A 22,118-nucleotide genomic window follows, 5' to 3' on the forward strand; every position below is an offset into this window, starting at 1 on the left:
CCACCCGTTGGTTGTTCAACGCGTTGTTCAAATCAACATCCTGAAAGACTGTTTGGCTGTGGTCCGTCGCGGCGAGCGGCGAATCTCTCGTTCCTTGAGAACACAGCCTATGTCAGAAATGCATTCGGCGCTGTCTGCAGGACAGCGCCGAAGGGTATCAATGGATCAGACCGACCCGCGACAGGTTGGGCAAGTGGCTGAGCTTGGGCTCGGGCCAGCTCATCCAGACCGCGAAGGCCTTGCCGACAATGTTCCGGTCCGGAACCATGCCGTGCAGCGCTTGAGGGATCTTCGGGTCATCCCAGTAACGGCTGTCGTTGGAGTTGTCGCGGTTGTCGCCCATCATGAAGTAATGGCCGGCCGGCACGGTCCATTGCTGGTCCGGCGGCATGCGATAACGGGTCATCTCCTTGCGGATCAGGTGCTCGGCTTCGCCGAGTTTTTCCTTGTACAGCTCGGCGCTGCCCAAGGTACCGGGTTCGGCGCCAACCAGCTGCTCGGCGATCGGCTGGCCGTTGACGAACAGCCGCTTGTCGCTGGTGTAGCTGATCTTGTCGCCCGGCAGGCCGACCACACGCTTGATGTAGTTGACGTTCGGGTCGCTCGGGTAGCGGAACACCATCACATCGCCGCGTTGCGGGTCACCGACCTCGATGACCTTCTTGTCGATCACCGGCAGGCGGATGCCGTAGGAGAACTTGTTCACCAGGATGAAATCGCCCACTTCCAGGGTCGGTTTCATCGACCCCGAAGGGATCTGGAACGGCTCGACCAGGAACGAGCGCAGCACCAGCACGATGAACAGTACCGGGAAGAACGACTTGCCGTACTCGACCAGCAGCGGTTCTTTGCTCAGGCGCTCGACCACCGCCATTTCGGGCTGAGTGACGCTGCCCTGGTAGTTGGCGATCGCTGCCCGCCGGCGCGGAGCCAGGAACAGCAGATCGATCAAGCCCAGCAGACCGCAGACAAAGACGGCGATGACTAGCAACAGCGGGAAATTTAGCGACATAGGACCTAGCTATCCAACCTGAGCACGGCGAGGAAGGCTTCCTGTGGAATCTCCACGTTGCCCACCTGTTTCATGCGTTTCTTACCGGCCTTCTGCTTCTCCAGCAGTTTCTTCTTACGGCTGACGTCACCACCGTAGCACTTGGCCAGTACGTTCTTTCTGAGTGCCTTGACGGTCGTCCGCGCGATGATCTGGCCGCCAATGGCTGCCTGGATCGCCACGTCAAACATCTGCCGAGGGATCAGTTCCTTCATCTTTTCGGTCAACGCACGGCCTTTGTAGGCCGCGTTGTCGCGGTGCACGATCAATGCCAGGGCATCGACCTTGTCGCCGTTGATCAGTACGTCCAGCTTGACCAGGTTGGCCGACTGGTAGCGATCGAAATGATAGTCCAGCGAAGCATAGCCGCGGCTGGTCGACTTCAGGCGGTCGAAGAAGTCCAGTACCACTTCGTTCATCGGCAGGTCGTAGCGCACCTGCACCTGGCTGCCGAGGAACTGCATGTCGCGCTGCACGCCACGCTTCTCGATGCACAGGGTGATGACGTTGCCCAGGTGCTCCTGTGGCACCAGGATGGTCGCGGTAACGATCGGCTCGCGGAAATCGGCCACGGACGAGACATCCGGCAACTTCGACGGGTTATCGACGACGATGGTCTCACCGGTCTTGAGTTCGAGCTCGTAGATCACGCTTGGCGCGGTGGTGATCAGGTCCAGGTCGTATTCGCGCTCCAGGCGCTCCTGGATGATCTCCATGTGCAGCATGCCGAGGAAGCCGCAGCGGAAGCCGAAGCCCAGGGCGTCGGAGCTTTCCGGCATGTATTGCAGCGACGAGTCGTTGAGGGTCAGCTTCTGCAGGGCATCGCGGAAGTCCTCGAAGTCGTCGGAGCTGACCGGGAACAGGCCGGCATAGACCTGTGGCTGGATCTTCTTGAAGCCAGGCAGCACCTCGACCTCGGGGGTCGTGGACAGGGTCAGGGTGTCACCCACCGGCGCACCGTGAATGTCCTTGATGCTGGCGATGATGAAGCCTACCTCACCGGCCTTGAGGTCGGCGGTCTGGGTGTGCTTCGGCGTGAACACACCGACGCTGTCGACCAGGTGCACCTTGCCGGTGGACTTGACCAGGATCTTGTCGCCTTTCTTGACGCGGCCGTGGCGCACACGCACCAGCGAGACCACGCCCAGGTAGTTGTCGAACCAGGAGTCGATGATCAGCGCCTGCAGTGGCGCTTCGATATCGCCTTCCGGCGCAGGGATGGTCTGCACCAGGCGCTCGAGCACTTCGTCCACGCCCATGCCGCTCTTGGCGCTGCAAGCCACGGCGTCGGTGGCATCGATGCCGATGATCTTCTCGATCTCGTCCTTCACGCGGTCCGGATCGGCCTGGGGCAGGTCCATCTTGTTCAGGACCGGCATGACTTCCAGGCCCTGCTCGATGGCGGTGTAGCAGTTGGCCACGGACTGGGCTTCGACACCCTGGCCAGCGTCCACCACCAGCAGCGCGCCTTCACAGGCCGCCAGCGAACGCGAGACTTCGTAGGTAAAGTCAACGTGGCCGGGGGTATCGATGAAGTTCAGCTGATAGACCTTGCCGTCCTGCGCCTTGTAGTTGAGCGTGACGCTGTGGGCCTTGATGGTGATACCGCGTTCGCGCTCAAGGTCCATGGAGTCCAGTACCTGGGCTTCCATTTCGCGCGCCGACAGGCCACCGCACATTTGAATGAAACGGTCGGCCAGCGTCGACTTGCCATGGTCGATGTGGGCGATGATGGAGAAATTGCGGATATGACTCAAATCACTCACGGGTCAACACTCGGAAAAGGCTGCGAGCCGGACGCCCGCCGAAAAATAGCCGGGAATTGTACCTTAAGCTGCTGGGATATGGGAGATTCCTCTATCGGACTGTACACAGCATTCGCACCTGCAATTGTGAACTTTCATGAAAAAGGGCAGCCGAAGCTGCCCTTTCCTCCCCCTGAGCTCGCTTATTCAGCAAGTTTGAAGGTGATGAAGCTGGCACGCCCCTGACGCAGCACGCGCATCGACACCGAACGATTCTTCGGCAGGTCCTTGGCGATTTCGGTGAATTGCTTGGCCGAGGCGACCGCCTGGTTGTTCAGGTGGCTGATCACGTCGCCCGGGCGCAGCCCGATCATCGCGGCCGGGCCGTCCTGAACTTCCTTGATGACCACGCCACCCTTGAGCTCCAGGGTCTTCTTCTGTTCTGCGGTCAGGTCCGATACAGATACGCCCAGGCGGTTGCTGTTGCGCTCGGCGCTGCCTTCAGGGCTGCTACCGGCAGCGATGTCGGCATCGTCATCGGGCATTGGACCGACGGCAACGTCCAGGGTCTGGCGCTTGCCGTTGCGGATGATCTCGAGCTTGGCCTTCTCGCCGTCCTTCAAGCTGCCAACCAGGTGCGGCAGGTCTGCCGACATGACGATCGGCTGGCCGTTCATGCTCAGGATCACGTCACCCACCTGCAAGCCGCCCTTGGCTGCCGGGCCGTTTTCCAGCACCTGCGCCACCAGGGCACCCGCCGGTTTGTCGAGGCCGAACGACTCAGCCAGGTCCTTGTTGACCTCCTGAATCACCACACCCAGCCAGCCGCGGCTGACCTTGCCGTCTTTCTTCAGCTGGTTGGACACATCGATGGCCACATCGATCGGGATGGCGAAGGACAGGCCCATGAAGCCGCCAGAGCGGGTGAAGATCTGCGAGTTGATACCCACCACCTCACCTTTCATGTTGAACAGCGGGCCGCCGGAGTTACCCGGGTTGATGGCCACATCGGTCTGGATGAACGGCACATAGGTGTCGTTGGGCAGGGTCCGGCCCTTGGCGCTGACGATACCTTTGGTCACCGAATGGTCGAAGCCGAACGGCGAACCGATGGCCAGCACCCACTCCCCGACCTTGAGCTTCTCGGAGTCACCCAGCTTGACGGTCGGCAGGTTCTTGCCCTCGACCTTGAGCAAGGCCACGTCGGTGCGTGGGTCGGTGCCGATCAGCTTGGCCTGCAGCTCGCTGCGGTCCGACAGGCGGACGATGATCTCGTCGGCATCGGCAACCACGTGGTTGTTGGTCAGTACATAGCCATCACTGGAAATGATGAAGCCCGAACCCAGCGACATGGCCTCGCGCTGGCGATCACCGCGCGGCGAACGCGGCTGCTGCGGCATGTTGCGCTCGAAGAACTCGCGGAACATCGGCGGCAGGCCTTCGAGGTCCGGCATCTGGCCGGAGGCGAGGCGGTCCGGCAACTTCTGCTTGGTGCTGATGTTGACCACCGCCGGCGAGGCCTGCTCGACCAGGGTGGTGAAGTCCGGCAGGGCTTCATCGGCCTGGGCGCTGAGCACCTGGCCGAGCATGAGCACGGCGGCGAACATCGTTAGGTAGGATTTCAAGCGTGGTATTGACATACGGCTCCCGTCACAACGAGCGGTAGTTGGAAATAGCCCTGCCCAAAGCAGGAAAGGCCAGACTCCTATGAAGCCTGACCTATAGAAAATTTGCCGAAGGATTGCAAATGACAATGCTTTAATTTCATTTCAGCCGCATGTCCGTTTGCCTGCGCATTGCCCTTGGTGCCGGCCCGGAAAAGCGCGCCATCACTGGCGCGCCTGGGCATCCTGAGGGCGCATCGACAGCGCGACACGTTCTGCCGTACCCAGCGGAATTTCGCCGACCACGGTGACTTGCACCTTGCCCTTGGGCGTATTCAGGCGCCGTGAAACGGCCGAGGTCGGACCAAGCTGGGTGCGCACATCGGCACCGGCATCATCCTTCACGGGTTCGAGGAACACCGAAAAACGGGCCAGTCCATCGTCATACATCAGGCTGCTTATCGAGCTGTTGCGCTCGGGATCGCGACGCACCGTACTGTTGATCAGCTCGAAACCCGGCGGCAGCCAGTCCGACCGCCAGCCGGCGACGGCTTCGGTTGCAGCACTGGCTACCTGCTCAACCGGTTTGCACGTGGCACGTGCACGCATTGCCTCGTCACTGGGCACAGCGTCAGTATTTAGCTGGATCATCTGGAAGCGCTCGAGCAACTGCCCCTTGTCATTGAGCATCAATGAGCGCAGAGGCAGGCCGGTCTGGCGATCCAGATGAAGTTCGAATGCATAGCGATGCTGATCGCGGGGAGTCAGCGTGACGATCACGGCATCACGGTCGGCGACCCGTGCCTTGCCCGCCACACTCAGGTCATACCAACCCATCAGCTTGAGGGGATCAAGCGTTCGCGGCGCAGACTCCGGCGGACCACCAACGCCACTGGCCAGGCCGCCACTGACGCACTGCACCTTGCCATCCACGCGCAACACTTCCTGGGCCGGGCCATCAAGCTGCAGTAGCCGCTCGCTGACCTTGCCGTCCTGAACGCGATGCCAGATATCGTGGGAAGAGAAGCTGCCGTTACGTTCGTAGACGAAGGAGCCCTGGTAACTCTGCTTCTGCTCGGCCTGTGCCAGCTTGCTCAACCACTCGCTCGCCTCAGGCGAAGAATTGGCTGCCAACGCTGGCACCGTCATGCAGCTGCCTATCAGCAGCGACAGGAGAGGTAGCGCGCGCATGATCCTCCTTACTTAGCGGTTTTCCAGGCTGGCGGCGCGGGCATACGGCAGGGCGCTTTCAGTGCCCTTGAGCGCGGATTCCTGCGCGTGCTGGCGCAGATAACCTGGCAGACGCTGATCCCAGCCGGCCTGGTTCTGCAGCACGCCGTTGGCCATCGGCCCGGTCGGTTGCTCACTGCTTTCACTATAGCCTGCCAAAACCGCCGGGCCCTGACTTTGTGGCATGCTCAGGCCTTGCTGCGCAGGCTGCTGGGCAGCCAGTTCGGCACCGGTGATTTCGTCCTGGTTGTACATGCGCACGCCAGCCAGCACCGCTACGGTGACCGAGGCAGCGACGGCCAGGCGGCCAATGCTGCGCCACGGGCCCTGCTTGACCTTGGCCGGCACGGCTTCATCAGCCAGCGCGGCGGAGACCGCCGAGGCGATATCCAGCTTGGGCAGCAACAGTTCCTTGTGCATCGCTGCGCGGGCTACCTGGTAACGCGACCAGGTGGCACGGGTTTCGGCATCGTCGACGGCGTTCAACACCCGACGCAATTCCAGTTCGTCCGCTTCGTTATCCATTACCGCGGACAGCGATTCCTGCAAAGCTTCACGACTCATGGCGGTTCCTCTCTTGGCTGTCGCCGCTGTCTCAGGTTTCCTGCAACAACGGCTGCAGGGCTTTGTCTATGGCCTCCCGAGCGCGGAAGATTCGAGAGCGCACGGTACCCACCGGACATTGCATGACGCTGGCAATGTCTTCGTAACTCAACCCGTCGAATTCACGCAGGGTCAATGCCGTGCGCAGATCTTCGGGCAGCTGCTGGATGGTGCGATGGACAGTGCCTTCGATTTCATCCCGCAACAACGAGCGCTCTGGGGACTCGAGATCCTTGAGACCATGATCGCCGTCGTAAAACTCCGCATCCTCGGAGCTCACATCGCTGTCTGGTGGCCGTCTTCCACGGGACACCAGGTAGTTCTTCGCCGTGTTGATGGCGATGCGGTACAGCCAGGTATAAAACGCACTGTCACCGCGGAAATTGCCAAGCGCACGGTAGGCCTTGATAAAGGCTTCCTGCGCCACATCCTGGGCCTCGTGGGTGTCGTGAACGAACCGCACGATCAACCCTAGAATCTTGTGCTGATACTTCAGCACCAACAGATCGAACGCTCGCCTGTCTCCGCGCTGCACGCGCTCGACAAGCTGCTGATCCTCTTCCTGGGTTAGCATGAACACTCCTCAGTGAACTCGAAGGAGCGTTGCAACAGCCTTTGTTCAGGCTTGCAACCATAGACTCGGGCTTTACGCAAAAGTTCTCCCCTCCAAGCAAGTTTCCTGCGGCCCTTGGTCGGCTCGCACGGAAGACGCGGCACGGTCACGGCCCGCTGCGTCGATAATCAGGTTTCGAATACGCAGGGTGTCAGCCCGAATAGAGCTGCCGCCTCGCGTCGCCGCGGCAAATGGTGGCGTGCGGACAGCCTTCATAGGATTTCCGGCCGTGTCGGAAAGTTCCCGGAAAGATTGACGCAACGTCCTTACTGGCATGGAAATTGGCTACCGCAGGCTGCTATAAAGGCAGCCCGGCCAGCATTCACGATAGTTTCACATTGCCATCTGCACGTGACTATTGTGCCGCGCCCTTTCCAAAGATTACTAGTGTCCCGACATGAGCCAACAATTCCAACATGATGTCCTGGTGATCGGCAGCGGCGCAGCCGGTCTCAGCCTGGCACTTAACCTTCCCGGCCACCTGCGCATTGCCGTGCTGAGCAAGGGTGACCTGGCCAACGGTTCGACTTTCTGGGCCCAGGGTGGGGTCGCCGCCGTTCTCGACGACACCGACACCGTACAGTCGCATGTCGAGGACACCCTCAATGCCGGTGGCGGCCTGTGCAACGAGGAGGCTGTGCGCTTTACCGTCGAGCACAGCCGCGAAGCCATCGAATGGCTGATCGAGCAAGGCGTACCTTTTACCCGCGACGAACACTACAGCGTCGATGATGGCGGTTTCGAATTCCATCTGACCCGCGAAGGTGGCCACAGCCATCGGCGCATCATCCATGCCGCCGACGCCACCGGCGCGGCGATTTTCACCACCTTGCTGGAGCAAGCCCGCAAGCGCCCGAACATCGAGCTGCTGGAGCAGCGCGTGGCGGTCGACCTGATCACCGAGCGCCGCCTTGGTCTGGCGGGTGATCGCTGCCTGGGCGCCTACGTACTGAACCGCAACAGCGGAGAAGTCGACACCTTCGGCGCACGTTTCACCGTGCTGGCCACCGGGGGCGCGGCCAAGGTCTACCTCTACACCAGCAACCCCGACGGCGCCTGCGGTGATGGCATTGCCATGGCCTGGCGCGCCGGCTGCCGGGTGGCGAACCTGGAATTCAACCAGTTCCACCCGACCTGCCTGTATCACCCGCAGGCCAAGAGCTTCCTGATCACCGAAGCCTTGCGTGGCGAAGGGGCGTTACTGCGCCTGCCCAACGGCGAGCGCTTCATGCCGCGTTTCGACCCGCGAGAAGAGCTGGCCCCGCGTGACATCGTCGCCCGTGCCATCGACCACGAAATGAAGCGCCTGGGCGTCGATTGCGTCTACCTCGACATCACCCACAAGCCGGCCGATTTCATCAAGAGCCACTTCCCGACCGTCTACGAGCGCTGCCTGGCCTTCGGCATCGACATCACCCGCCAGCCGATCCCGGTGGTTCCAGCGGCCCACTACACCTGTGGCGGGGTCGTGGTCGATGATCGCGGCCATACCGATGTCCCCGGCCTGTACGCTATCGGCGAAACCAGCTTCACCGGCCTGCACGGCGCCAACCGCATGGCCAGCAACTCGCTGCTGGAGTGCTTCGTCTATGGCCGCGCCGCCGCCGCTGACATCGAGGCGCATCTGGAGCAGATCGCCATGCCCAGGGCCCTGCCCTGCTGGGACGCCAGCCAGGTGACCGATTCGGACGAAGACGTGATCATCGCGCACAACTGGGACGAGTTGCGGCGGTTCATGTGGGACTATGTGGGCATCGTGCGTACCAGCAAGCGCCTGCAGCGCGCCGAACATCGCGTTCGCCTGCTGCTCGACGAGATCGACGAGTTCTACAGCAACTACAAGGTCAGCCGCGACTTGATCGAGCTGCGCAACCTGGCCCAGGTGGCCGAGCTGATGATCCGCTCGGCAATGCAGCGCAAGGAAAGCCGTGGCCTGCATTACACCCTGGATTATCCGGGGATGCTGCCCGAGGCCAAGGACACCATCCTCAGCCCGATCTGAAGCAGCTGTCGAAGCGGCGTCGGCTGAACTTCAGCCTCACCCGCAAACGTCGATGCAAGTCAGCCCCCAGGGCATCTCGAGGCACGCACTGGCTCTCGCCAAGCCAGTGCCCTGCCCTGACGAACCGCAACACCACCAACCCCGGCAGCGCCACACTGTCCCGACACAAGCGCACCGGCTGCCAGCCCAGCGCCTGGCTGAACACGCGCCAGCCCGAAGCATCTCGGCGCAGACCGGTAACGGCACAGGGATCAGTCAGCAGGATACGACGTGGGATGGCCCAGCAGGCGTGGGCAATGCACGCGGCAAGCAGACAAAGGCCAAGCCACCAGGGCAGCACGCTCAGCCACAAGACCTGCAGTGCCAGCACCTGGCAAACCAGATAGGCCGCCAGCAACAGGCGCGAGCCCTGCCAACGGCACTCGAAACACTCACTTGGGCTGGACACGATCCAGAATGATGCGAACCATGCGCTGCAGCTCCGGGTCTTCCGACTCGGTACGCTCCATGAACCAGCCGAACATGTCCTGATCTTCACAGCTCAACAGGCGGACATAAAGTTCGCGGTCGGCTTCGCTCAGGGTCGGGTAGACCTCCTGGGTGAATGGCACCAGCAGTACGTCCAGTTCCAGCATGCCGCGGCGGCTGTGCCAGAAAAGCCGGTTGAGTTCAGTTTGTTCGACCATGGGGCCCTCCTCGAATGGTCGCGCAGTATACCGCGCAGTGAACGAAGCGGCACAGGGCGTTGGTCTAGTCACCTACCTATTTTGTTACTGGCGTTCTATGATGGCCGCCAGTCTTTAGCCACCGCGATGACCCATGGCCGATTCCGCTTTCTTCAGCCCCCTGTCCCACGAGGGCATCCTCGCCGTCCGCGGCTCCGACGCCGGCAAGTTCCTGCAGGGCCAGCTGACCTGCAACATCAACTACCTCAGCCTCGAGCACGCCAGCCTCGGCGCCCGCTGCATGGTCAAGGGGCGCATGCAGTCGAGCTTCCGCATCCTGCCCGAGGGCAATGGCTACCTGCTGGCCATGGCCAGCGAGTTGCTGGAGCTGCAACTGGCCGACCTGAAAAAGTACGCCGTGTTCTCCAAGGCCACGCTCACCGACGAGAGTGCGGCCTGGGCACGCTTCGGCCTGCAAGGTGGCGGCGCCGCGCTGCAGGCATTGGGGCTGGACGTGCCGACAGCAGCGGGTAGCACCGTGCGCCATGATGGCCTGATCGCCATTGCCGTCTCGGCTGACCGCAGCGAACTCTGGGTACCGGCAGACCAGGCCGCCAGCGTTCGCCAGCAGCTGGCCGCCACGCTGCCCGAGGGCAGCCTCAACGATTGGCTGTTGGGGCAAGTTCGCGCTGGCATCGGCCAGGTCATGGGCCCGACCCGTGAGCTGTTCATCCCACAGATGATCAACCTGCAGGCAGTCGATGGCGTGAGCTTCAAGAAAGGCTGCTACACCGGCCAGGAAATCGTCGCGCGCATGCAGTACCTGGGCAAGCTCAAGCGTCGTCAGTATCGGTTGGCGCTCGACCTGCAGGATGTTCCAGCCCCAGGCACGGAAATCTTCTCGCCGACCCATGGTTCATCGGTAGGTGAAGTGGTCATTGCCGCCGGCAGCGGCCAGGGCTGCGAGCTGCTCGCGGTACTGAGCGCCGAGTCGGTGGAGGACGACAACCTGCACCTGGGCAGCCCGGAAGGCCCGCGCCTGCGGGTGTTGACCCTGCCGTACGAGCTGGACCGCGACCGGGAAATCCAGCGCTGAACAGTGCACCACCCTTGCCGTTGAGACGTTCATGAACAAGCTGGCCGAGATGGTTCAAGCGCAGTTGCTCGCTGCCATCGACAACGATGACCTGGTCCTGCCAACCCTGCCCGAGGTTGCCCTGAGCATTCGCGAGGCGGCTGAAGACAGCGAAATCAGCGTTGCCGCTCTGAGCAAGGTGATCGGACGCGACGCTGCCCTGTCGGCGCGCCTGATCAAGGTGGTCAACAGCCCGCTGTTGCGCGCAGCGGTCGAAGTCACCGACCTGCACACGGCCATCACCCGCCTGGGCATCAACTACAGTTGCAACTTGGCCATCGGCCTGGTAATCGAACAGATCTTCCATGCCCGCTCGTCTGCAGTTGAACAAAAATTGCGTGATATCTGGTCGAACAGCCTTGAAGTGGCAGGCATCAGCTATGAACTGTGCCGTCGCTATACACAACTGAAACCCGACCAGGCGACGCTCGGCGGGCTGGTCAACCAGATCGGTGCGCTGCCGGTGCTGATCTACGCTGAAGAGCACAACGAGCTGCTGTCCGACCCGGTCTGCCTGCACTATGTGATCGAGCAGATCCAGCCGGTGCTGGGGGACAAGATTCTCTCGTCGTGGGAATTTCCCGAGCAGTTGGTCAACCTGCCGAGCCAGGTGCAGGACCTGGACCGTCGAACTGACAAGGTCGACTACATCGATGTGGTGCAGATCGCCAAGTGCCTGAGCCAGCGCGGACGCAGCAGGCCATTGCCAGCATTGCCGGCCTATCGGCACCTGGGCCTGCCGTATGGCACCGAACTGGAGATTGCCGAGCTGCTGGAAGCGCGGAGCATGCTGCGCTGATCCTGCCTTACCTGCCCCGGCCTCTTCGCGGGTAAACCCGCTCCCACAGGAATATCACAGGCCTGAGGCGTACGCTGTACCTGTGGGAGCGGGTGTACCCGCGAAAGGGCCGGGACAGGCAACCAATCAGTCGGCGATGAAGCTGACCCGTACCTCCCACAGGGATATCACTGCCCTGAGGTTTACGCTGTACCTGTGGGAGCGGGCTTGCCCGCGAAGAGGCCGGGACAGGCAACCAATCAGTCGGCGATGAAGCTGACCCGTACCTCCCACAGGGATATCACTGGCCTGAGGCTTACGCTGTACCTGTGGGAGCGGGCTTGCCCGCGAAGAGGCCGGGACAGGCAACCAATCAGTCGGCGATGAAGCTGACCCGTACCTTCAACCCGCCCTTCTCACCATCATGCAGGCTGATCTGCGCCAGGTGCGCCCGGCAGATTTCGCCAACGATTGCCAACCCCAGCCCACTGCCCTGCACACCCCGCCGGTAGAACCGCTCGAACACCCGCTCGCGCTCATCTTCGGGGATTCCGGGCCCATCGTCTTCGACCTCCAGCACCGCCGGCGCCAGCACCCGCAAAATCACGTTTCCCCCCGACGGGGTGTGCGCCAGCGCATTGTCCACCAGGTTGCTGAGCAGCTCGTTGAGCAACGTTGGCTCCCCCTTCAACCACACCGGCGCCTCGGCCTCCAGCGCCAAGGCGACGCCCCGGTTGTATGCCAATGGCGCCATGGCCATGCCCAGCTCGCGGGCCAGCTGACTCAGGTCCAGGCGCTGGGCGCCGCCCTCGGCTATCGCCCGTGCTCCGTTTTCAACCCGCGCCAGCGACAGCAACTGATTGGCCAGATGGGTCAGGCGATCAGTACCTTGTGCTGCGGATTCCAGGGTTTGCCGCCATTCTTCGGGCTGCTGCGAACGCAACCCCAGCTCCACCCGTGCCTTCAGCGCCGCCAGCGGCGTGCGCAGTTCGTGGGCAGCTTCAGCAATGAACTGCGCCTGGCGTTCGAACTGACCGCGCAAGCGTTCGGTGAAGTGGTTCAGGGCACGCACCAGCGGGCTCAGCTCGCGTTGCACCTGCACCACCGGCAGCGCCCGCAGGTCATCCGGCTGGCGCTCTTCAACCGCCGTGCGCAGGCGCTCCAGCGGGCGCAGTGCCGCGCTCACCGCGAACCACACCATGACCAGTGCACCCAGCGCCAGCATGCCCAGACGCAGCAACGTATCGGCCATCAGCCCGCGAGCCATGCGCACCCGCGCCTCTTCAGTCTCGGCCACGCGAATTTCCGCCATGCCGTTCATGTTCGGCTCGCTCACCGCCTTCAACAAACTGACCACACGTACATCCTGGCCAAGGTAGGTGGCGTCGTAGAAGCGCGCCAATGCCGGATAGTCATCGGTGCGCGGGGTGCCGGGTGGCGGGGACGGCAGGTGCTCGTAGCCGGAAATCAGTTTCTGGTTGATGTCCAGCACCTGGTAGTAGATACGCCCGGCGCTGTCGTAGGCGAAGGTGTCCAACGCCACGTAGGGCACATCGGCGCTGAGGCTGCCATCGCGTTGCGACAGCCCGGCGGCGATGGTCCGCGCCGACGCCAGCAAGGTACGGTCATAGGCCGTATCGGCCGCTTCGCGACCGTTCCAGTAGGCGCTCAGGCCGCTGGCCAGCATCAGCACCACCAGCAGCAGCGCCAGGTTGCCCAGCAGCCGGCCGCGCAAGCTGCCGTTGTCACGCATCGCGGTGCTCGAGCAGATAACCCAGGCCACGGAAGGTGACGATGGCGACCGGGTGGCCATCGAGCTTCTTGCGCAGGCGATGGATGTAGATTTCGATGGCGTCGGGGCTGGCCTCTTCATCCAGGCCGAACACCTGGGCAGCCAGCTGTTCCTTGCTCATCACCCGGCCTGGGCGGGCGATCAACGCTTCGAGCACGCTCTGTTCGCGCGAGGTCAGGGTCAGGTTGTCCTCGCCAAGGCTGAAGCGACGCGTGTCCAGGTCGTATACCAGTGGCCCGCAGCGCTGCTGGCGTTCGCCACCGAGCACACTGCGCCTGAGCAAGGCCTTTACCCGCGCTTCCAGTTCGGTCAGCTCAAAGGGCTTGGCCAGGTAATCATCGGCGCCAAGGTTCAGGCCATGGACCCGGTCCTTCACATCGCTGCGCGCGGTAAGCATCAGCACCGGCAAGGTCTTGCCACGGCCGCGCAGGCGCGCCAGCACCTCGAAACCGTCCATGCGCGGCAGCCCCACATCAAGCACGGCAACGGCGTATTCCTCGCTGGCCAGGGCCAGGTCGGCAGCCACGCCATCATGCAATACATCCACGGTCAGGCCGTGACTTTTCAGGGCCTGGGCCACGCTTTCGGCCAGTTGCAGATGGTCTTCGACCAGCAGCACACGCATCGGATTCTCCCTGCTCGGGTGGGACGGTGGCGCGGAGTGTACCGCCGTCGGCAAGCCTGTGAAGCCCCTCGGCACAAACCTTTCACGCTGAAAGGTTAGCGAAAGGTTCGTTGCCTAGCATCGCACCACGGTCGCCCCACGCGCCGAAAAAAGCACCAGCAAGGTGCAACGAATAAGAACAAAAACGGAGTCATCCCGATGCTGTCATCGCAGCCTCAGGCGTTCGCGCCTAGCCGTTCCCTGTCCGCACGCCCTTCTGCCATCGCCAGTGCCCTTGCACTTGCCGGTGTCGCCCCGCTGAGCCAGGCCGCCTTCTTCGAAGACAGCACGGCGACCTTCGAAACCCGCAACATGTACTTCAATCGCGACTTCCGCGACGGCACCAGCGCGCAGCAATCCAAGCGCGACGAATGGGCCCAGGGCTTCATGCTCAACTTCGAGTCCGGTTACACCGATGGCCCTGTGGGCTTCGGCCTGGATGCGCTGGGCATGCTGGGCATCAAGCTCGACTCCAGCCCCGACCGCACCGACACCGGCCTGCTGCCGACCCACGATGACGGCAAGGCCGCCGACGAGTATTCCAAGCTCGGCCTGACCGGCAAGGTGAAAGTGTCGAAGACCGAGCTGAAGATCGGCAGCCTGATCCCTGAACTGCCGACCCTGCAGCCCAACGACGGCCGCATCCTGCCGCAAACCTTCGAAGGCGGCCTGCTGACCTCACAGGAAATCAAGGGCCTGACCTTCACCGGCGCGCGCCTGGACAAGGCCAAGGACCGCAACGACACCAACTGGGAAGACCTGGCCCTCAACAACAAGAACGGCCGTTTCGGGGGCACCTTCAGCGCCGACAATCTCGACCTGGCTGGCCTGGACTACAAATTCACCGACCGCATCACCGGCAGCTATCACTTCGCCCAGCTCGATGATATCTACCGTCAGCACTTCGTCGGCATGCTCGCCACCCAACCGTGGGGCCCAGGCACCTTTGGCGCCGACATGCGCCTGGCGATCAGCGACGATGCGGGCGCCGCCAAGGCCGGGCGCATCGACAACACCACCTTCAACACGATGCTCAGCTACAGCCTGGGCGGGCACAAGGTCAGCGCCGCCTGGCAGCAGCTGTCGGGTGACAGCGCCTTCCCCTACATCGATGGCGCCGACCCGTACCTGGTCAACTTCGTCCAGATCAACGACTTCGCAGGTGCCGACGAGCGTTCCTGGCAAGCGCGCTACGACTACAACTTCGCCGCCCTCGGCATCCCCGGCCTGACCTTCATGACCCGCTACATCAACGGCGACAACGTCAGCCGTGCCGCCGGTGGCGAGGGCAAGGAGTGGGAACGCAACACCGAACTCAAGTACGTGGTACAAAGCGGCCCGTTGAAGAACGTCGCCGTGCGCCTGCGCAACGCCACCTTCCGCTCCAACTTCGCCCGCGATGCCGACGAAGTGCGGTTGCTGGTGAGCTACAGCGTCGCGCTGTGGTAACCCATGCGGTAACCCATAACAACAACGCTCACGGAGACATTCGATGACCTTTTCACTGCGCCGCCTCGTCCTCGCCACCGGCTGCCTGCTACTGGCAGGCAACACCCTCGCTGCCGAACCGAAACGACCTGAATGCATCGCCCCCGCCTCACCCGGCGGTGGCTTCGACCTGACCTGCAAACTGGCGCAGAGTGCCCTGGTGCAGGAGAAGATCCTCAGTAAACCGATGCGCGTGACCTACATGCCAGGCGGTGTCGGCGCCGTGGCGTACAACGCCGTGGTCGCCCAGCGCCCGGCCGATGCCGGCACCCTGGTGGCCTGGTCCAGCGGTTCGCTGCTGAACCTTGCCCAGGGCAAATTCGGCCGCTTCGACGAGAACGCGGTGAAATGGCTGGCGGCGGTCGGCACCAGCTACGGCGCCATTGCGGTCAAGAGCGACTCGCCCTACAAGACCCTCGACGACCTGGTCGCGGCGCTGAAGAAAGACCCGAGCAAAGTGGTGATTGGCTCCGGCGGCACGGTCGGCAGCCAGGACTGGATGCAGACCGCGCTGATCGCCAAGGCTGCCGGCATCAACCCGCGCGACCTGCGCTACGTGGCCCTGGAAGGCGGCGGCGAGATCGCCACCGCGTTGCTGGGCGGGCACATCCAGGTCGGCTCCACCGACATCTCCGACTCCATGCCGCACATCCAGAGCGGCAACATGCGCATCCTCGCGGTGTTCTCGGAAAACCGCCTGGACGAGCCGGAAATGAAAGACATCCCCACCGCCAAGGAACAGGGCTACGACATCGTCTGGCCAGTGGTGCGCGGTTTCTACCTCGGGCCGAAGGTGAGCGACGAAGACTACGCCTGGTGGAAGGAGTCGTTCGACAAGATGCTGGCCTCGGAAGACTTCGCCAAGCTGCGTGACCAGCGCGAGCTGTTCCCGTTCGCCATGACCGGTGCGGAGCTGGACGGCTACGTGAAGAAGCAGGTGGCTGACTACAAGGCACTGGCCAGGGAATTCGGCCTGATCCAGTAAGCCCCCGATCTTTCACCGACCTCTGTGGGAGCGGGCTTGCCCGCGAAGCAAGCACCGCGGTGCATGGCACCGGCTCTGCCGGTGTTCGCGGGCAAGCCCGCTCCCACAGGGCCCGCGTCCAACGAGGACTTCTTGATGATCCTGCAACGCATCTTCGCCCTGGCCCTGCTGGCGGTGTGCGCCGCCCTGGCCGTGATGGCCTGGCCCTACCAGGCCGCGTTCTCCTACGAACCGGTAGGGCCGCGCGCCTACCCGTTGCTGATGCTTGGCCTGATGAGCCTGGGCCTGCTGTACCTGGCCATTCGCCCCACACCCATCGTGCGCAAGGACGACGAGCCAGAGCTCGACCGCGAAACCTTGACCAAGATCGCCGCCTGCGTCGGCCTGCTGATCATCTTCGCCGGCACCTTCGAAGCCCTGGGCTTCATTCTCAGCGCCATCCTGGTCGGCATCCCCATGGCTCGCCTGTATGGCGGCCGCTGGCTGCATAGCACCCTCGTGGTGGTGGGCATGAGCGTGCTGCTGTACTGGCTGTTCGACCGCGTCATGGACGTCCCCCTGCCCCTTGGCCTGCTGAGCGTACTGGAGAACTGACACATGGATACCTTGAGCTACCTAGGCCAGGGCTTTGGCGTCGCCCTGTCCCCATACAACCTGGTCACGGCCCTGTCGGGCACGCTGATCGGCACCGTGGTCGGCCTGTTGCCAGGCCTGGGCCCGATCAACGGCGTGGCGCTGCTGATCCCGATCGCCTTCGCCCTCGGCCTGCCGCCGGAGTCGGCGCTGATCCTGCTGGCTGCGGTATACCTGGGCTGCGAATACGGCGGCCGGATCAGCTCGATCCTGCTGAACATCCCGGGCGAAGCCTCGACCGTGATGACCACCCTCGACGGTTACCCGATGGCACGCCAGGGTTTGGCTGGCGTGGCCCTGTCGCTGTCGGCGTGGAGCTCGTTCATCGGCGCGTTCATCGCCACCTGCGGCATGGTGCTGTTCGCCCCGCTGCTGGCGAAATGGGCGATCGCCTTTGGCCCGGCGGAATACTTCGTGCTGATGGTGTTCGCCATCGTCGCCCTCGGCGGCATGGCCGGTGACAAGCCCCTGAAGACATTCATTGCGGCACTGATCGGCCTGTTCCTGTCGGCGGTCGGTATCGATGCCAACAGCGGCGTATACCGCTTCACCGGTGACAGCGTGCACCTGGCCGACGGTATCCAGTTCGTCGTGCTGGTACTGGGCCTGTTCTCCGTCAGCGAAATCCTGCTGTTACTGGAAAAGACTCACCATGGCCACGAAGCGGTCAAGGCCACCGGGCGCATGCTGTTCAACCTCAAGGAAGCGGCTTCGGTGTTCGTGGTCAATATCCGTTGCGGCCTGCTGGGCTTCATCATGGGTGTGCTGCCGGGTGCCGGCGCGACCCTGGCCAGCGCCGTGGCCTACATGACCGAGAAACGCATCGCCGGTGACAAAGGCAAGTTCGGCAAAGGTGACGCCCGCGGCCTGGCGGCCCCGGAAACCGCCATTGGCGCTTCCTGCTGCGGCGCCCTGGTGCCGATGCTGACCCTCGGCGTGCCCGGTTCGGGCACCACGGCGGTGATGATCGGCGCACTGACCCTGTACAACATCACCCCAGGCCCACTGCTGTTCGAACAGCAGCCGGACATCGTCTGGGGCCTGATCGCCTCGCTGTTCATCGCCAACATCATGCTGGTGATCCTGAACATCCCGATGATCCGCATCTTCACCCGCATCCTCGCCGTGCCGAACTGGGCGCTGGTGCCGGTAATCGCGATCATCACCGCGATCGGGGTATATGCGGTGCATGCCACCACCTTCGACCTGTTCCTGATGGTCGGCATCGGCATCATGGGCTATATCCTGCGCAAGCTGGACTTCCCGCTGTCGCCGATCCTGCTCGGCTTCATCCTCGGCGGCCTGATGGAGCAGAACCTGCGCCGGGCACTGTCGATTTCCAACGGTGAGCTGGGCATCCTCTGGTCGAGCCCGATCAGCATGGGTGTCTGGGTGCTGGTGGCGGTCATGCTGACCCTGCCGTTGCTGCGCAGCTGGCGCAAGCGCAGCCTGCAGCGCCGGGCCATGGCTGATGCCTGACCGGCCACTGCCGCTGTTTGTCGCAACCGGGCTGGTCGGCCTTGCGGGTGGCTTTGCCGCCAGCAAGGTCGGCTGGCCTTTGCCGTGGATGATCGGTGCGTTGCTGGCAATCATCCTGGTACGCTGCCTGACGCCCTGGCAGCTCTCGGAAATACCCAATGGCCGCAAATGCGGGCAATGCATCATCGGTATCGGTATCGGCCTGCACTTTACCCCGGCGGTGATCGAGCAGGTCGCCAGCCACTTTGCGCTGATCTGCTTCGGCGCGCTGTTCACCACCCTCTCCAGCGTAATCAGCGTGTGGCTGCTGCGGCGCACCGGCGAAGACCGCGCAACGGCGTTCTTCGCCAGCATGCCCGGTGGCTCGGGCGAGATGGTCAACCTTGGCGCACGCAACGGTGCGGTGCTCAGCCAGGTGGCCGCGGCACAGAGCCTGCGCGTGCTGGCCGTGGTGCTGTGCGTACCGGCACTGTTCAAGTTCCTGCTCGGTGACGGCGTGGCGCTGAATCACAATGGCAACGTCAGTTGGGGTTGGCTGGCGCTGATCGTGCCGCTGGGCGTGGCGGTGGGGTTTGTCTGGCAACGCTTGCGCCAGCCTAACCCGTGGCTGTTCGGGCCCTTGTTGGTGGCCGCCTCGGTGAACCTGGCGGGCAGCCTGCAGATCGCCCTGCCCAACGGTGCCAGCCAGATCGGCCAGTGGCTGATCGGCAGCGGCCTGGCCTGCCACTTCAACCGCGCGTTCTTCCGCCGCGCGCCGTCCTTTCTCGGGCGTACGTTGTTGGCCACGGCGCTGTGCATGGCAATTGCCGGCAGTGCCGCGTGGGTGTTGAGCGTGATGACCGAACTGGACCTGCGCTCGCTGACGCTGGGGATGATGCCGGGCGGGATCGCCGAGATGAGCCTGACAGCCGAAACCTTGCAACTGTCGGTGCCGCTGGTGACGGCGCTGCAGGTGGTACGGTTGATCCTGGTGCTGTTTCTGGCAGAGCCGTTGTTCCGACTATGGAATGCAAACCCAGATTAGATGTGCCGGCCTCTTCGGCGCCACGATTTACCCGCGAAGAGGCGACACGGCTTCAGAGAGGCGGCAATGTCCAGTTGATCGGCGCCATGCCACGCTGTTCGAGGAAGCTGTTGGTGCGGCTGAAGTGCCCGCAACCCAGGAACCCGCGATACGCCGACAGCGGCGACGGGTGCACCGACTTGAGCACCAGGTGCTTGGTGCCATCGATCAGCTTCTGCTTGCTCTGGGCATGCGCCCCCCACAGCAGGAACACCACGTTCGGGCACTGCTCGCTGACCACCTGGATGATCCGGTCGGTAAAGAACTCCCAACCCTTCTTGGCATGCGAAGCGGCATTGGCGCGTTCGACGGTCATGGTCGTGTTGAGCAGCAACACGCCCTGCTCGGCCCAGCTCTGCAGGTAGCCGTGGCTGGCGATCGGGATGTTGAGGTCGCGCTGCAACTCTTTGTAGATGTTGACCAGCGACGGCGGCGCCGGCACGCCTGGCTGTACCGAAAAGCACAAGCCATGTGCCTGGCCCGGGCCGTGGTAGGGGTCCTGGCCGAGGATCACCACCTTGACCTGCTCCAGCGGCGTGGAGTTCAGCGCATTGAAGATCAGCGGCCCCGGCGGGTAGATTTCCTTGCCGGCCGCGTACTCCTGGCGCAGGAACTCACGCAGCTGATGCATGTAGGGCTGGTCGAACTCGGCGCGCAGTGCAGCCTTCCAGCTGGGTTCGAGTTTGATGCGATCGTCTTCAGTCATGGGGCCATCCGTAAACAATGGCGCGACACTAGGTAAGCCACCTGCCCTTGTCAATCGATCCGACCGACGACCGGCATGATCGGCCACGCAGGCCATACTTGGGGGATGACTTGCGTGAGGTAGTCCATGGCCATTCAATGCGAGGTACTCACCGGCGCCGATGGCGCCCGAATCGGCATCGCCACCCTCGATGCCCCCAAGGCGCTCAATGCCCTCAACCTGCCGATGATCGAAGTGCTCGGCGAACAGTTGCACAGCTGGGCCAGCGATCCTGGGGTGGTCTGCGTGCTGTTGCGCGGCAGCGGTGCCAAGGCCTTCTGCGCTGGCGGCGATGTGCGGGCATTGGCCCAGGCCTGCCTGGCCCACCGCGGCAGCGTGCCACCGCTGGCCGCCACCTTCTTTGCCGCCGAGTACCGCCTCGACTACCTCTTGCACACCTACCCGAAGCCGCTGCTGTGCTGGGGCCACGGGCATGTGCTGGGCGGCGGCATGGGGCTGCTGCAGGGTGCCGGGGTGCGTATCGTCACGCCCAGCAGCCGCTTGGCCATGCCGGAAATCAGCATCGGCCTTTACCCGGACGTAGGGGCCAGCTGGTTCCTCGCCCGCCTGCCGGGCAAGCTCGGCCTGTTCCTCGGCTTGACCGGGGCAGCGATCAATGCCCGTGATGCTCTCGACCTGGACCTGGCTGATCGTTTCTTCGGCGAAGCACAGCAAGAGGCGTTGATCGAAGAGCTGCTGCAACTGAACTGGCAGGAACAGACCGACCTGCAACTGAACAGCCTGCTCAAAGCCGAACAGCATCGCGCCTGGGCCGAGCTGCCTGCGGCGCAGTGGCTGCCGCGGCGCCAGGTGATCGACGCACTGCTCGATGTGGCCGACCCGGCTGCAGCCTGGCGGGCACTGGAAGGCCTCAAGCATCACAGCGACCCGCTGCTGGCCGAAGCCGGCCAACGCCTGCATGAGGGTTGCCCGCTGACGGCGCACCTGGTCTGGGAGCAGATCCAGCGTGCCCGGCACCTGTCACTGGCCCAGGTATTCCAGATGGAGTACAGCATGAGCCTCAATTGCTGCCGGCACCCGGAATTCAGTGAAGGTGTGCGTGCCCGCCTGCTGGACAAGGACAACCAGCCGCGCTGGCACTGGCCGGATGTGGCTCAGGTGCCAGCGGCGGTGGTCGAGGCGCATTTCGCCAAGGCGTGGGAAGGGCGCCATCCTTTGGCCGATCTGGGGGCCATGGGCTGATCAGCGTTGCCAGTTGTGGTCCCCTCCACGCCCATGATCTGACTGGCGATCGTTGTCCCCGCGGTTGTTGGAATGCCAGCGATCGTGCTGGTAGCGCTGGCTGCCATCGCGATAGTCATGGCGGTCGCGATCGCGCCCATAGTCGTTGCGCTGGCGATTGCCATAGTCGTAACGCGGGTTGCCATGCCACTGGTTCATCCCAGGCGCAGGATAGGGCCGGTAGTATGGTGCCGGCGCCGGGCGGTAGTAGCGAGGTGCCGGCTGGTAGTAGTAGCGGGGCTGCGGCGTCACATAGTAGCGGTCATAGCGGTAGTACCCCGGCGTCACGTAGCGATCGGTCGAATAGTACTCAGAACGGGAATAGCCGCCACTCTCGTAGTAGGGCGCGCAGGCGGACGTCATCAGCCCCAACAGGGCGATCAACAGAATTCGATAGGACATGGCGGCCTCCTGGACCGCTAAGGTGCCCGAACAGCGGCGCTGGCGAGCATCGACGAAAATGCGCTCATCGACAATGAATCAGACAACGGCGCCGAGGTGCAGTGCCATTTCAGCAACAAATTGATACAGGTCGAAATAACCCTGAAATACATGCAGTCATTTACCTGTCATCTCACTAGAATGTGCGCCTCGGCACACA

General features: G+C 63.2%; 21 protein-coding genes. 9 read left to right on the forward strand and 12 right to left on the reverse strand.

Annotation, left to right across the window (positions count from 1 at the left end):
* Positions 1-157 precede the first annotated feature (157 nt).
* The 6 genes from lepB to rpoE form a co-directional block, all read right to left on the reverse strand.
* A complete protein-coding gene (gene lepB / locus OCX61_RS21940) occupies positions 158-1,012 on the reverse strand; it encodes a signal peptidase I (protein ID WP_152954572.1) in 855 nt (284 codons plus the stop codon).
* A 5-nt stretch (positions 1,013-1,017) separates the two neighbouring features.
* Entirely contained in the window at positions 1,018-2,817 is a 1,800-nt protein-coding gene (gene lepA / locus OCX61_RS21945) for a translation elongation factor 4 (protein WP_261941356.1), read from the reverse strand.
* Positions 2,818-2,999: 182 nt separating this feature from the next.
* Complete coding sequence (locus OCX61_RS21950; RefSeq protein ID WP_261941357.1) at positions 3,000-4,436, reverse strand: DegQ family serine endoprotease; 1,437 nt, start codon at positions 4,434-4,436, stop codon at positions 3,000-3,002.
* 189 nt (positions 4,437-4,625) lie between these two features.
* A complete protein-coding gene (locus OCX61_RS21955) occupies positions 4,626-5,591 on the reverse strand; it encodes a MucB/RseB family sigma factor regulatory protein (protein WP_261941358.1) in 966 nt (321 codons plus the stop codon).
* A 12-nt stretch (positions 5,592-5,603) separates the two neighbouring features.
* On the reverse strand, positions 5,604-6,194 hold the full coding sequence (locus OCX61_RS21960) for a sigma-E factor negative regulatory protein (protein WP_261941359.1): 591 nt from the start codon (positions 6,192-6,194) through the stop codon (positions 5,604-5,606).
* 31 nt (positions 6,195-6,225) lie between these two features.
* Entirely contained in the window at positions 6,226-6,807 is a 582-nt protein-coding gene (rpoE, locus tag OCX61_RS21965; RefSeq protein WP_003252049.1) for an RNA polymerase sigma factor RpoE/AlgU, read from the reverse strand.
* Positions 6,808-7,243: 436 nt separating this feature from the next.
* Between rpoE and nadB the strand changes: the two genes are divergently transcribed.
* Positions 7,244-8,848 (forward strand): L-aspartate oxidase, encoded by a 1,605-nt coding sequence (gene nadB / locus OCX61_RS21970; protein ID WP_261941360.1) that lies wholly within the window; start codon positions 7,244-7,246, stop codon positions 8,846-8,848.
* Here the strand turns inward: nadB and OCX61_RS21975 are convergent.
* Positions 8,835-9,296 carry a protein YgfX gene (locus OCX61_RS21975; RefSeq protein WP_261941361.1) on the reverse strand — a complete coding sequence of 154 codons (462 nt, stop codon included), beginning with the start codon at positions 9,294-9,296 and terminating at the stop codon, positions 8,835-8,837. The genes nadB and OCX61_RS21975 overlap by 14 nt on opposite strands.
* The gene (locus OCX61_RS21980; RefSeq protein ID WP_008094993.1) at positions 9,280-9,534 is read right to left on the reverse strand and encodes an FAD assembly factor SdhE; all 255 of its coding nucleotides are present in this window, start codon (positions 9,532-9,534) and stop codon (positions 9,280-9,282) included. The genes OCX61_RS21975 and OCX61_RS21980 overlap by 17 nt, the downstream gene beginning before the upstream one ends.
* A gap of 133 nt (positions 9,535-9,667) precedes the next feature.
* Here OCX61_RS21980 and ygfZ point away from each other — a divergent pair, with 133 nt between their 5' ends.
* Both ygfZ and OCX61_RS21990 read left to right on the forward strand, forming a co-directional pair.
* Positions 9,668-10,609, forward strand: a complete 942-nt coding sequence (ygfZ, locus tag OCX61_RS21985) for a CAF17-like 4Fe-4S cluster assembly/insertion protein YgfZ (protein ID WP_261941362.1) — start codon at positions 9,668-9,670, stop codon at positions 10,607-10,609.
* Between the two features lie 31 nt (positions 10,610-10,640).
* Positions 10,641-11,447 (forward strand): HDOD domain-containing protein, encoded by an 807-nt coding sequence (locus tag OCX61_RS21990; RefSeq protein ID WP_079226737.1) that lies wholly within the window; start codon positions 10,641-10,643, stop codon positions 11,445-11,447.
* Between the two features lie 352 nt (positions 11,448-11,799).
* On the opposite strand, the gene tctE is transcribed toward OCX61_RS21990, so the two are convergent.
* Together tctE and tctD are read right to left on the reverse strand one after the other, a co-directional pair.
* On the reverse strand, positions 11,800-13,179 hold the full coding sequence (gene tctE / locus OCX61_RS21995; RefSeq protein WP_261941363.1) for a two-component system sensor histidine kinase TctE: 1,380 nt from the start codon (positions 13,177-13,179) through the stop codon (positions 11,800-11,802).
* Positions 13,172-13,843: a two-component system response regulator TctD gene (tctD, locus tag OCX61_RS22000; protein ID WP_027594137.1), complete on the reverse strand. Its 672-nt coding sequence runs from the start codon at positions 13,841-13,843 to the stop codon at positions 13,172-13,174. Before tctD ends, tctE begins: the two co-directional genes overlap by 8 nt.
* 198 nt (positions 13,844-14,041) lie before the next feature.
* Here tctD and OCX61_RS22005 point away from each other — a divergent pair, with 198 nt between their 5' ends.
* From OCX61_RS22005 to OCX61_RS22025, 5 genes are all read left to right on the forward strand, one after another.
* The gene (locus OCX61_RS22005; RefSeq protein ID WP_261941364.1) at positions 14,042-15,331 is read left to right on the forward strand and encodes an OprD family porin; all 1,290 of its coding nucleotides are present in this window, start codon (positions 14,042-14,044) and stop codon (positions 15,329-15,331) included.
* A 43-nt stretch (positions 15,332-15,374) separates the two neighbouring features.
* Positions 15,375-16,355 (forward strand): Bug family tripartite tricarboxylate transporter substrate binding protein, encoded by a 981-nt coding sequence (locus tag OCX61_RS22010; protein WP_261941365.1) that lies wholly within the window; start codon positions 15,375-15,377, stop codon positions 16,353-16,355.
* A 135-nt stretch (positions 16,356-16,490) separates the two neighbouring features.
* Positions 16,491-16,949, forward strand: coding sequence for a tripartite tricarboxylate transporter TctB family protein (locus OCX61_RS22015; protein ID WP_261941366.1), 459 nt, complete (start codon positions 16,491-16,493; stop codon positions 16,947-16,949).
* A 3-nt stretch (positions 16,950-16,952) separates the two neighbouring features.
* A complete protein-coding gene (locus tag OCX61_RS22020) occupies positions 16,953-18,467 on the forward strand; it encodes a tripartite tricarboxylate transporter permease (protein WP_261941367.1) in 1,515 nt (504 codons plus the stop codon).
* Positions 18,460-19,491: an AbrB family protein gene (locus OCX61_RS22025; protein ID WP_261941368.1), complete on the forward strand. Its 1,032-nt coding sequence runs from the start codon at positions 18,460-18,462 to the stop codon at positions 19,489-19,491. Before OCX61_RS22020 ends, OCX61_RS22025 begins: the two co-directional genes overlap by 8 nt.
* 52 nt (positions 19,492-19,543) lie before the next feature.
* On the opposite strand, the gene ung is transcribed toward OCX61_RS22025, so the two are convergent.
* Positions 19,544-20,236 carry a uracil-DNA glycosylase gene (gene ung / locus OCX61_RS22030; RefSeq protein WP_261941369.1) on the reverse strand — a complete coding sequence of 231 codons (693 nt, stop codon included), beginning with the start codon at positions 20,234-20,236 and terminating at the stop codon, positions 19,544-19,546.
* A 126-nt stretch (positions 20,237-20,362) separates the two neighbouring features.
* Between ung and dspII the strand changes: the two genes are divergently transcribed.
* Positions 20,363-21,478, forward strand: coding sequence for an enoyl-CoA hydratase/isomerase DspII (gene dspII, locus OCX61_RS22035; RefSeq protein ID WP_261941370.1), 1,116 nt, complete (start codon positions 20,363-20,365; stop codon positions 21,476-21,478).
* Here dspII and OCX61_RS22040 read toward each other — a convergent pair whose 3' ends face one another.
* Positions 21,479-21,919, reverse strand: coding sequence for a hypothetical protein (locus OCX61_RS22040; RefSeq protein ID WP_261941371.1), 441 nt, complete (start codon positions 21,917-21,919; stop codon positions 21,479-21,481).
* Positions 21,920-22,118: the final 199 nt, after the last annotated feature.

Source organism: Pseudomonas sp. LRP2-20 (genome assembly GCF_024349685.1).
Lineage (GTDB): Bacteria > Pseudomonadota > Gammaproteobacteria > Pseudomonadales > Pseudomonadaceae > Aquipseudomonas.

Excerpts from the sequence above, each read along its gene's own strand:
- rpoE (WP_003252049.1), bottom strand. The coding sequence starts at position 6,807 with ATGCTAACCCAGGAAGAGGATCAGCAGCTTGTCGAGCGCGTGCAGCGC.
- dspII (WP_261941370.1), top strand. The coding sequence starts at position 20,363 with ATGGCCATTCAATGCGAGGTACTCACCGGCGCCGATGGCGCCCGAATC.
- OCX61_RS21980 (WP_008094993.1), bottom strand. The coding sequence starts at position 9,534 with ATGGTCGAACAAACTGAACTCAACCGGCTTTTCTGGCACAGCCGCCGC.
- OCX61_RS22015 (WP_261941366.1), top strand. The coding sequence starts at position 16,491 with ATGATCCTGCAACGCATCTTCGCCCTGGCCCTGCTGGCGGTGTGCGCC.
- OCX61_RS21955 (WP_261941358.1), bottom strand. The coding sequence starts at position 5,591 with ATGCGCGCGCTACCTCTCCTGTCGCTGCTGATAGGCAGCTGCATGACG.
- tctD (WP_027594137.1), bottom strand. The coding sequence starts at position 13,843 with ATGCGTGTGCTGCTGGTCGAAGACCATCTGCAACTGGCCGAAAGCGTG.
- OCX61_RS21990 (WP_079226737.1), top strand. The coding sequence starts at position 10,641 with ATGAACAAGCTGGCCGAGATGGTTCAAGCGCAGTTGCTCGCTGCCATC.
- ygfZ (WP_261941362.1), top strand. The coding sequence starts at position 9,668 with ATGGCCGATTCCGCTTTCTTCAGCCCCCTGTCCCACGAGGGCATCCTC.
- tctE (WP_261941363.1), bottom strand. The coding sequence starts at position 13,179 with ATGCGTGACAACGGCAGCTTGCGCGGCCGGCTGCTGGGCAACCTGGCG.
- lepB (WP_152954572.1), bottom strand. The coding sequence starts at position 1,012 with ATGTCGCTAAATTTCCCGCTGTTGCTAGTCATCGCCGTCTTTGTCTGC.
- OCX61_RS22040 (WP_261941371.1), bottom strand. The coding sequence starts at position 21,919 with ATGTCCTATCGAATTCTGTTGATCGCCCTGTTGGGGCTGATGACGTCC.
- nadB (WP_261941360.1), top strand. The coding sequence starts at position 7,244 with ATGAGCCAACAATTCCAACATGATGTCCTGGTGATCGGCAGCGGCGCA.
- ung (WP_261941369.1), bottom strand. The coding sequence starts at position 20,236 with ATGACTGAAGACGATCGCATCAAACTCGAACCCAGCTGGAAGGCTGCA.
- OCX61_RS22010 (WP_261941365.1), top strand. The coding sequence starts at position 15,375 with ATGACCTTTTCACTGCGCCGCCTCGTCCTCGCCACCGGCTGCCTGCTA.
- OCX61_RS22005 (WP_261941364.1), top strand. The coding sequence starts at position 14,042 with ATGCTGTCATCGCAGCCTCAGGCGTTCGCGCCTAGCCGTTCCCTGTCC.
- OCX61_RS22025 (WP_261941368.1), top strand. The coding sequence starts at position 18,460 with ATGCCTGACCGGCCACTGCCGCTGTTTGTCGCAACCGGGCTGGTCGGC.
- OCX61_RS21950 (WP_261941357.1), bottom strand. The coding sequence starts at position 4,436 with ATGTCAATACCACGCTTGAAATCCTACCTAACGATGTTCGCCGCCGTG.
- OCX61_RS21960 (WP_261941359.1), bottom strand. The coding sequence starts at position 6,194 with ATGAGTCGTGAAGCTTTGCAGGAATCGCTGTCCGCGGTAATGGATAAC.
- OCX61_RS22020 (WP_261941367.1), top strand. The coding sequence starts at position 16,953 with ATGGATACCTTGAGCTACCTAGGCCAGGGCTTTGGCGTCGCCCTGTCC.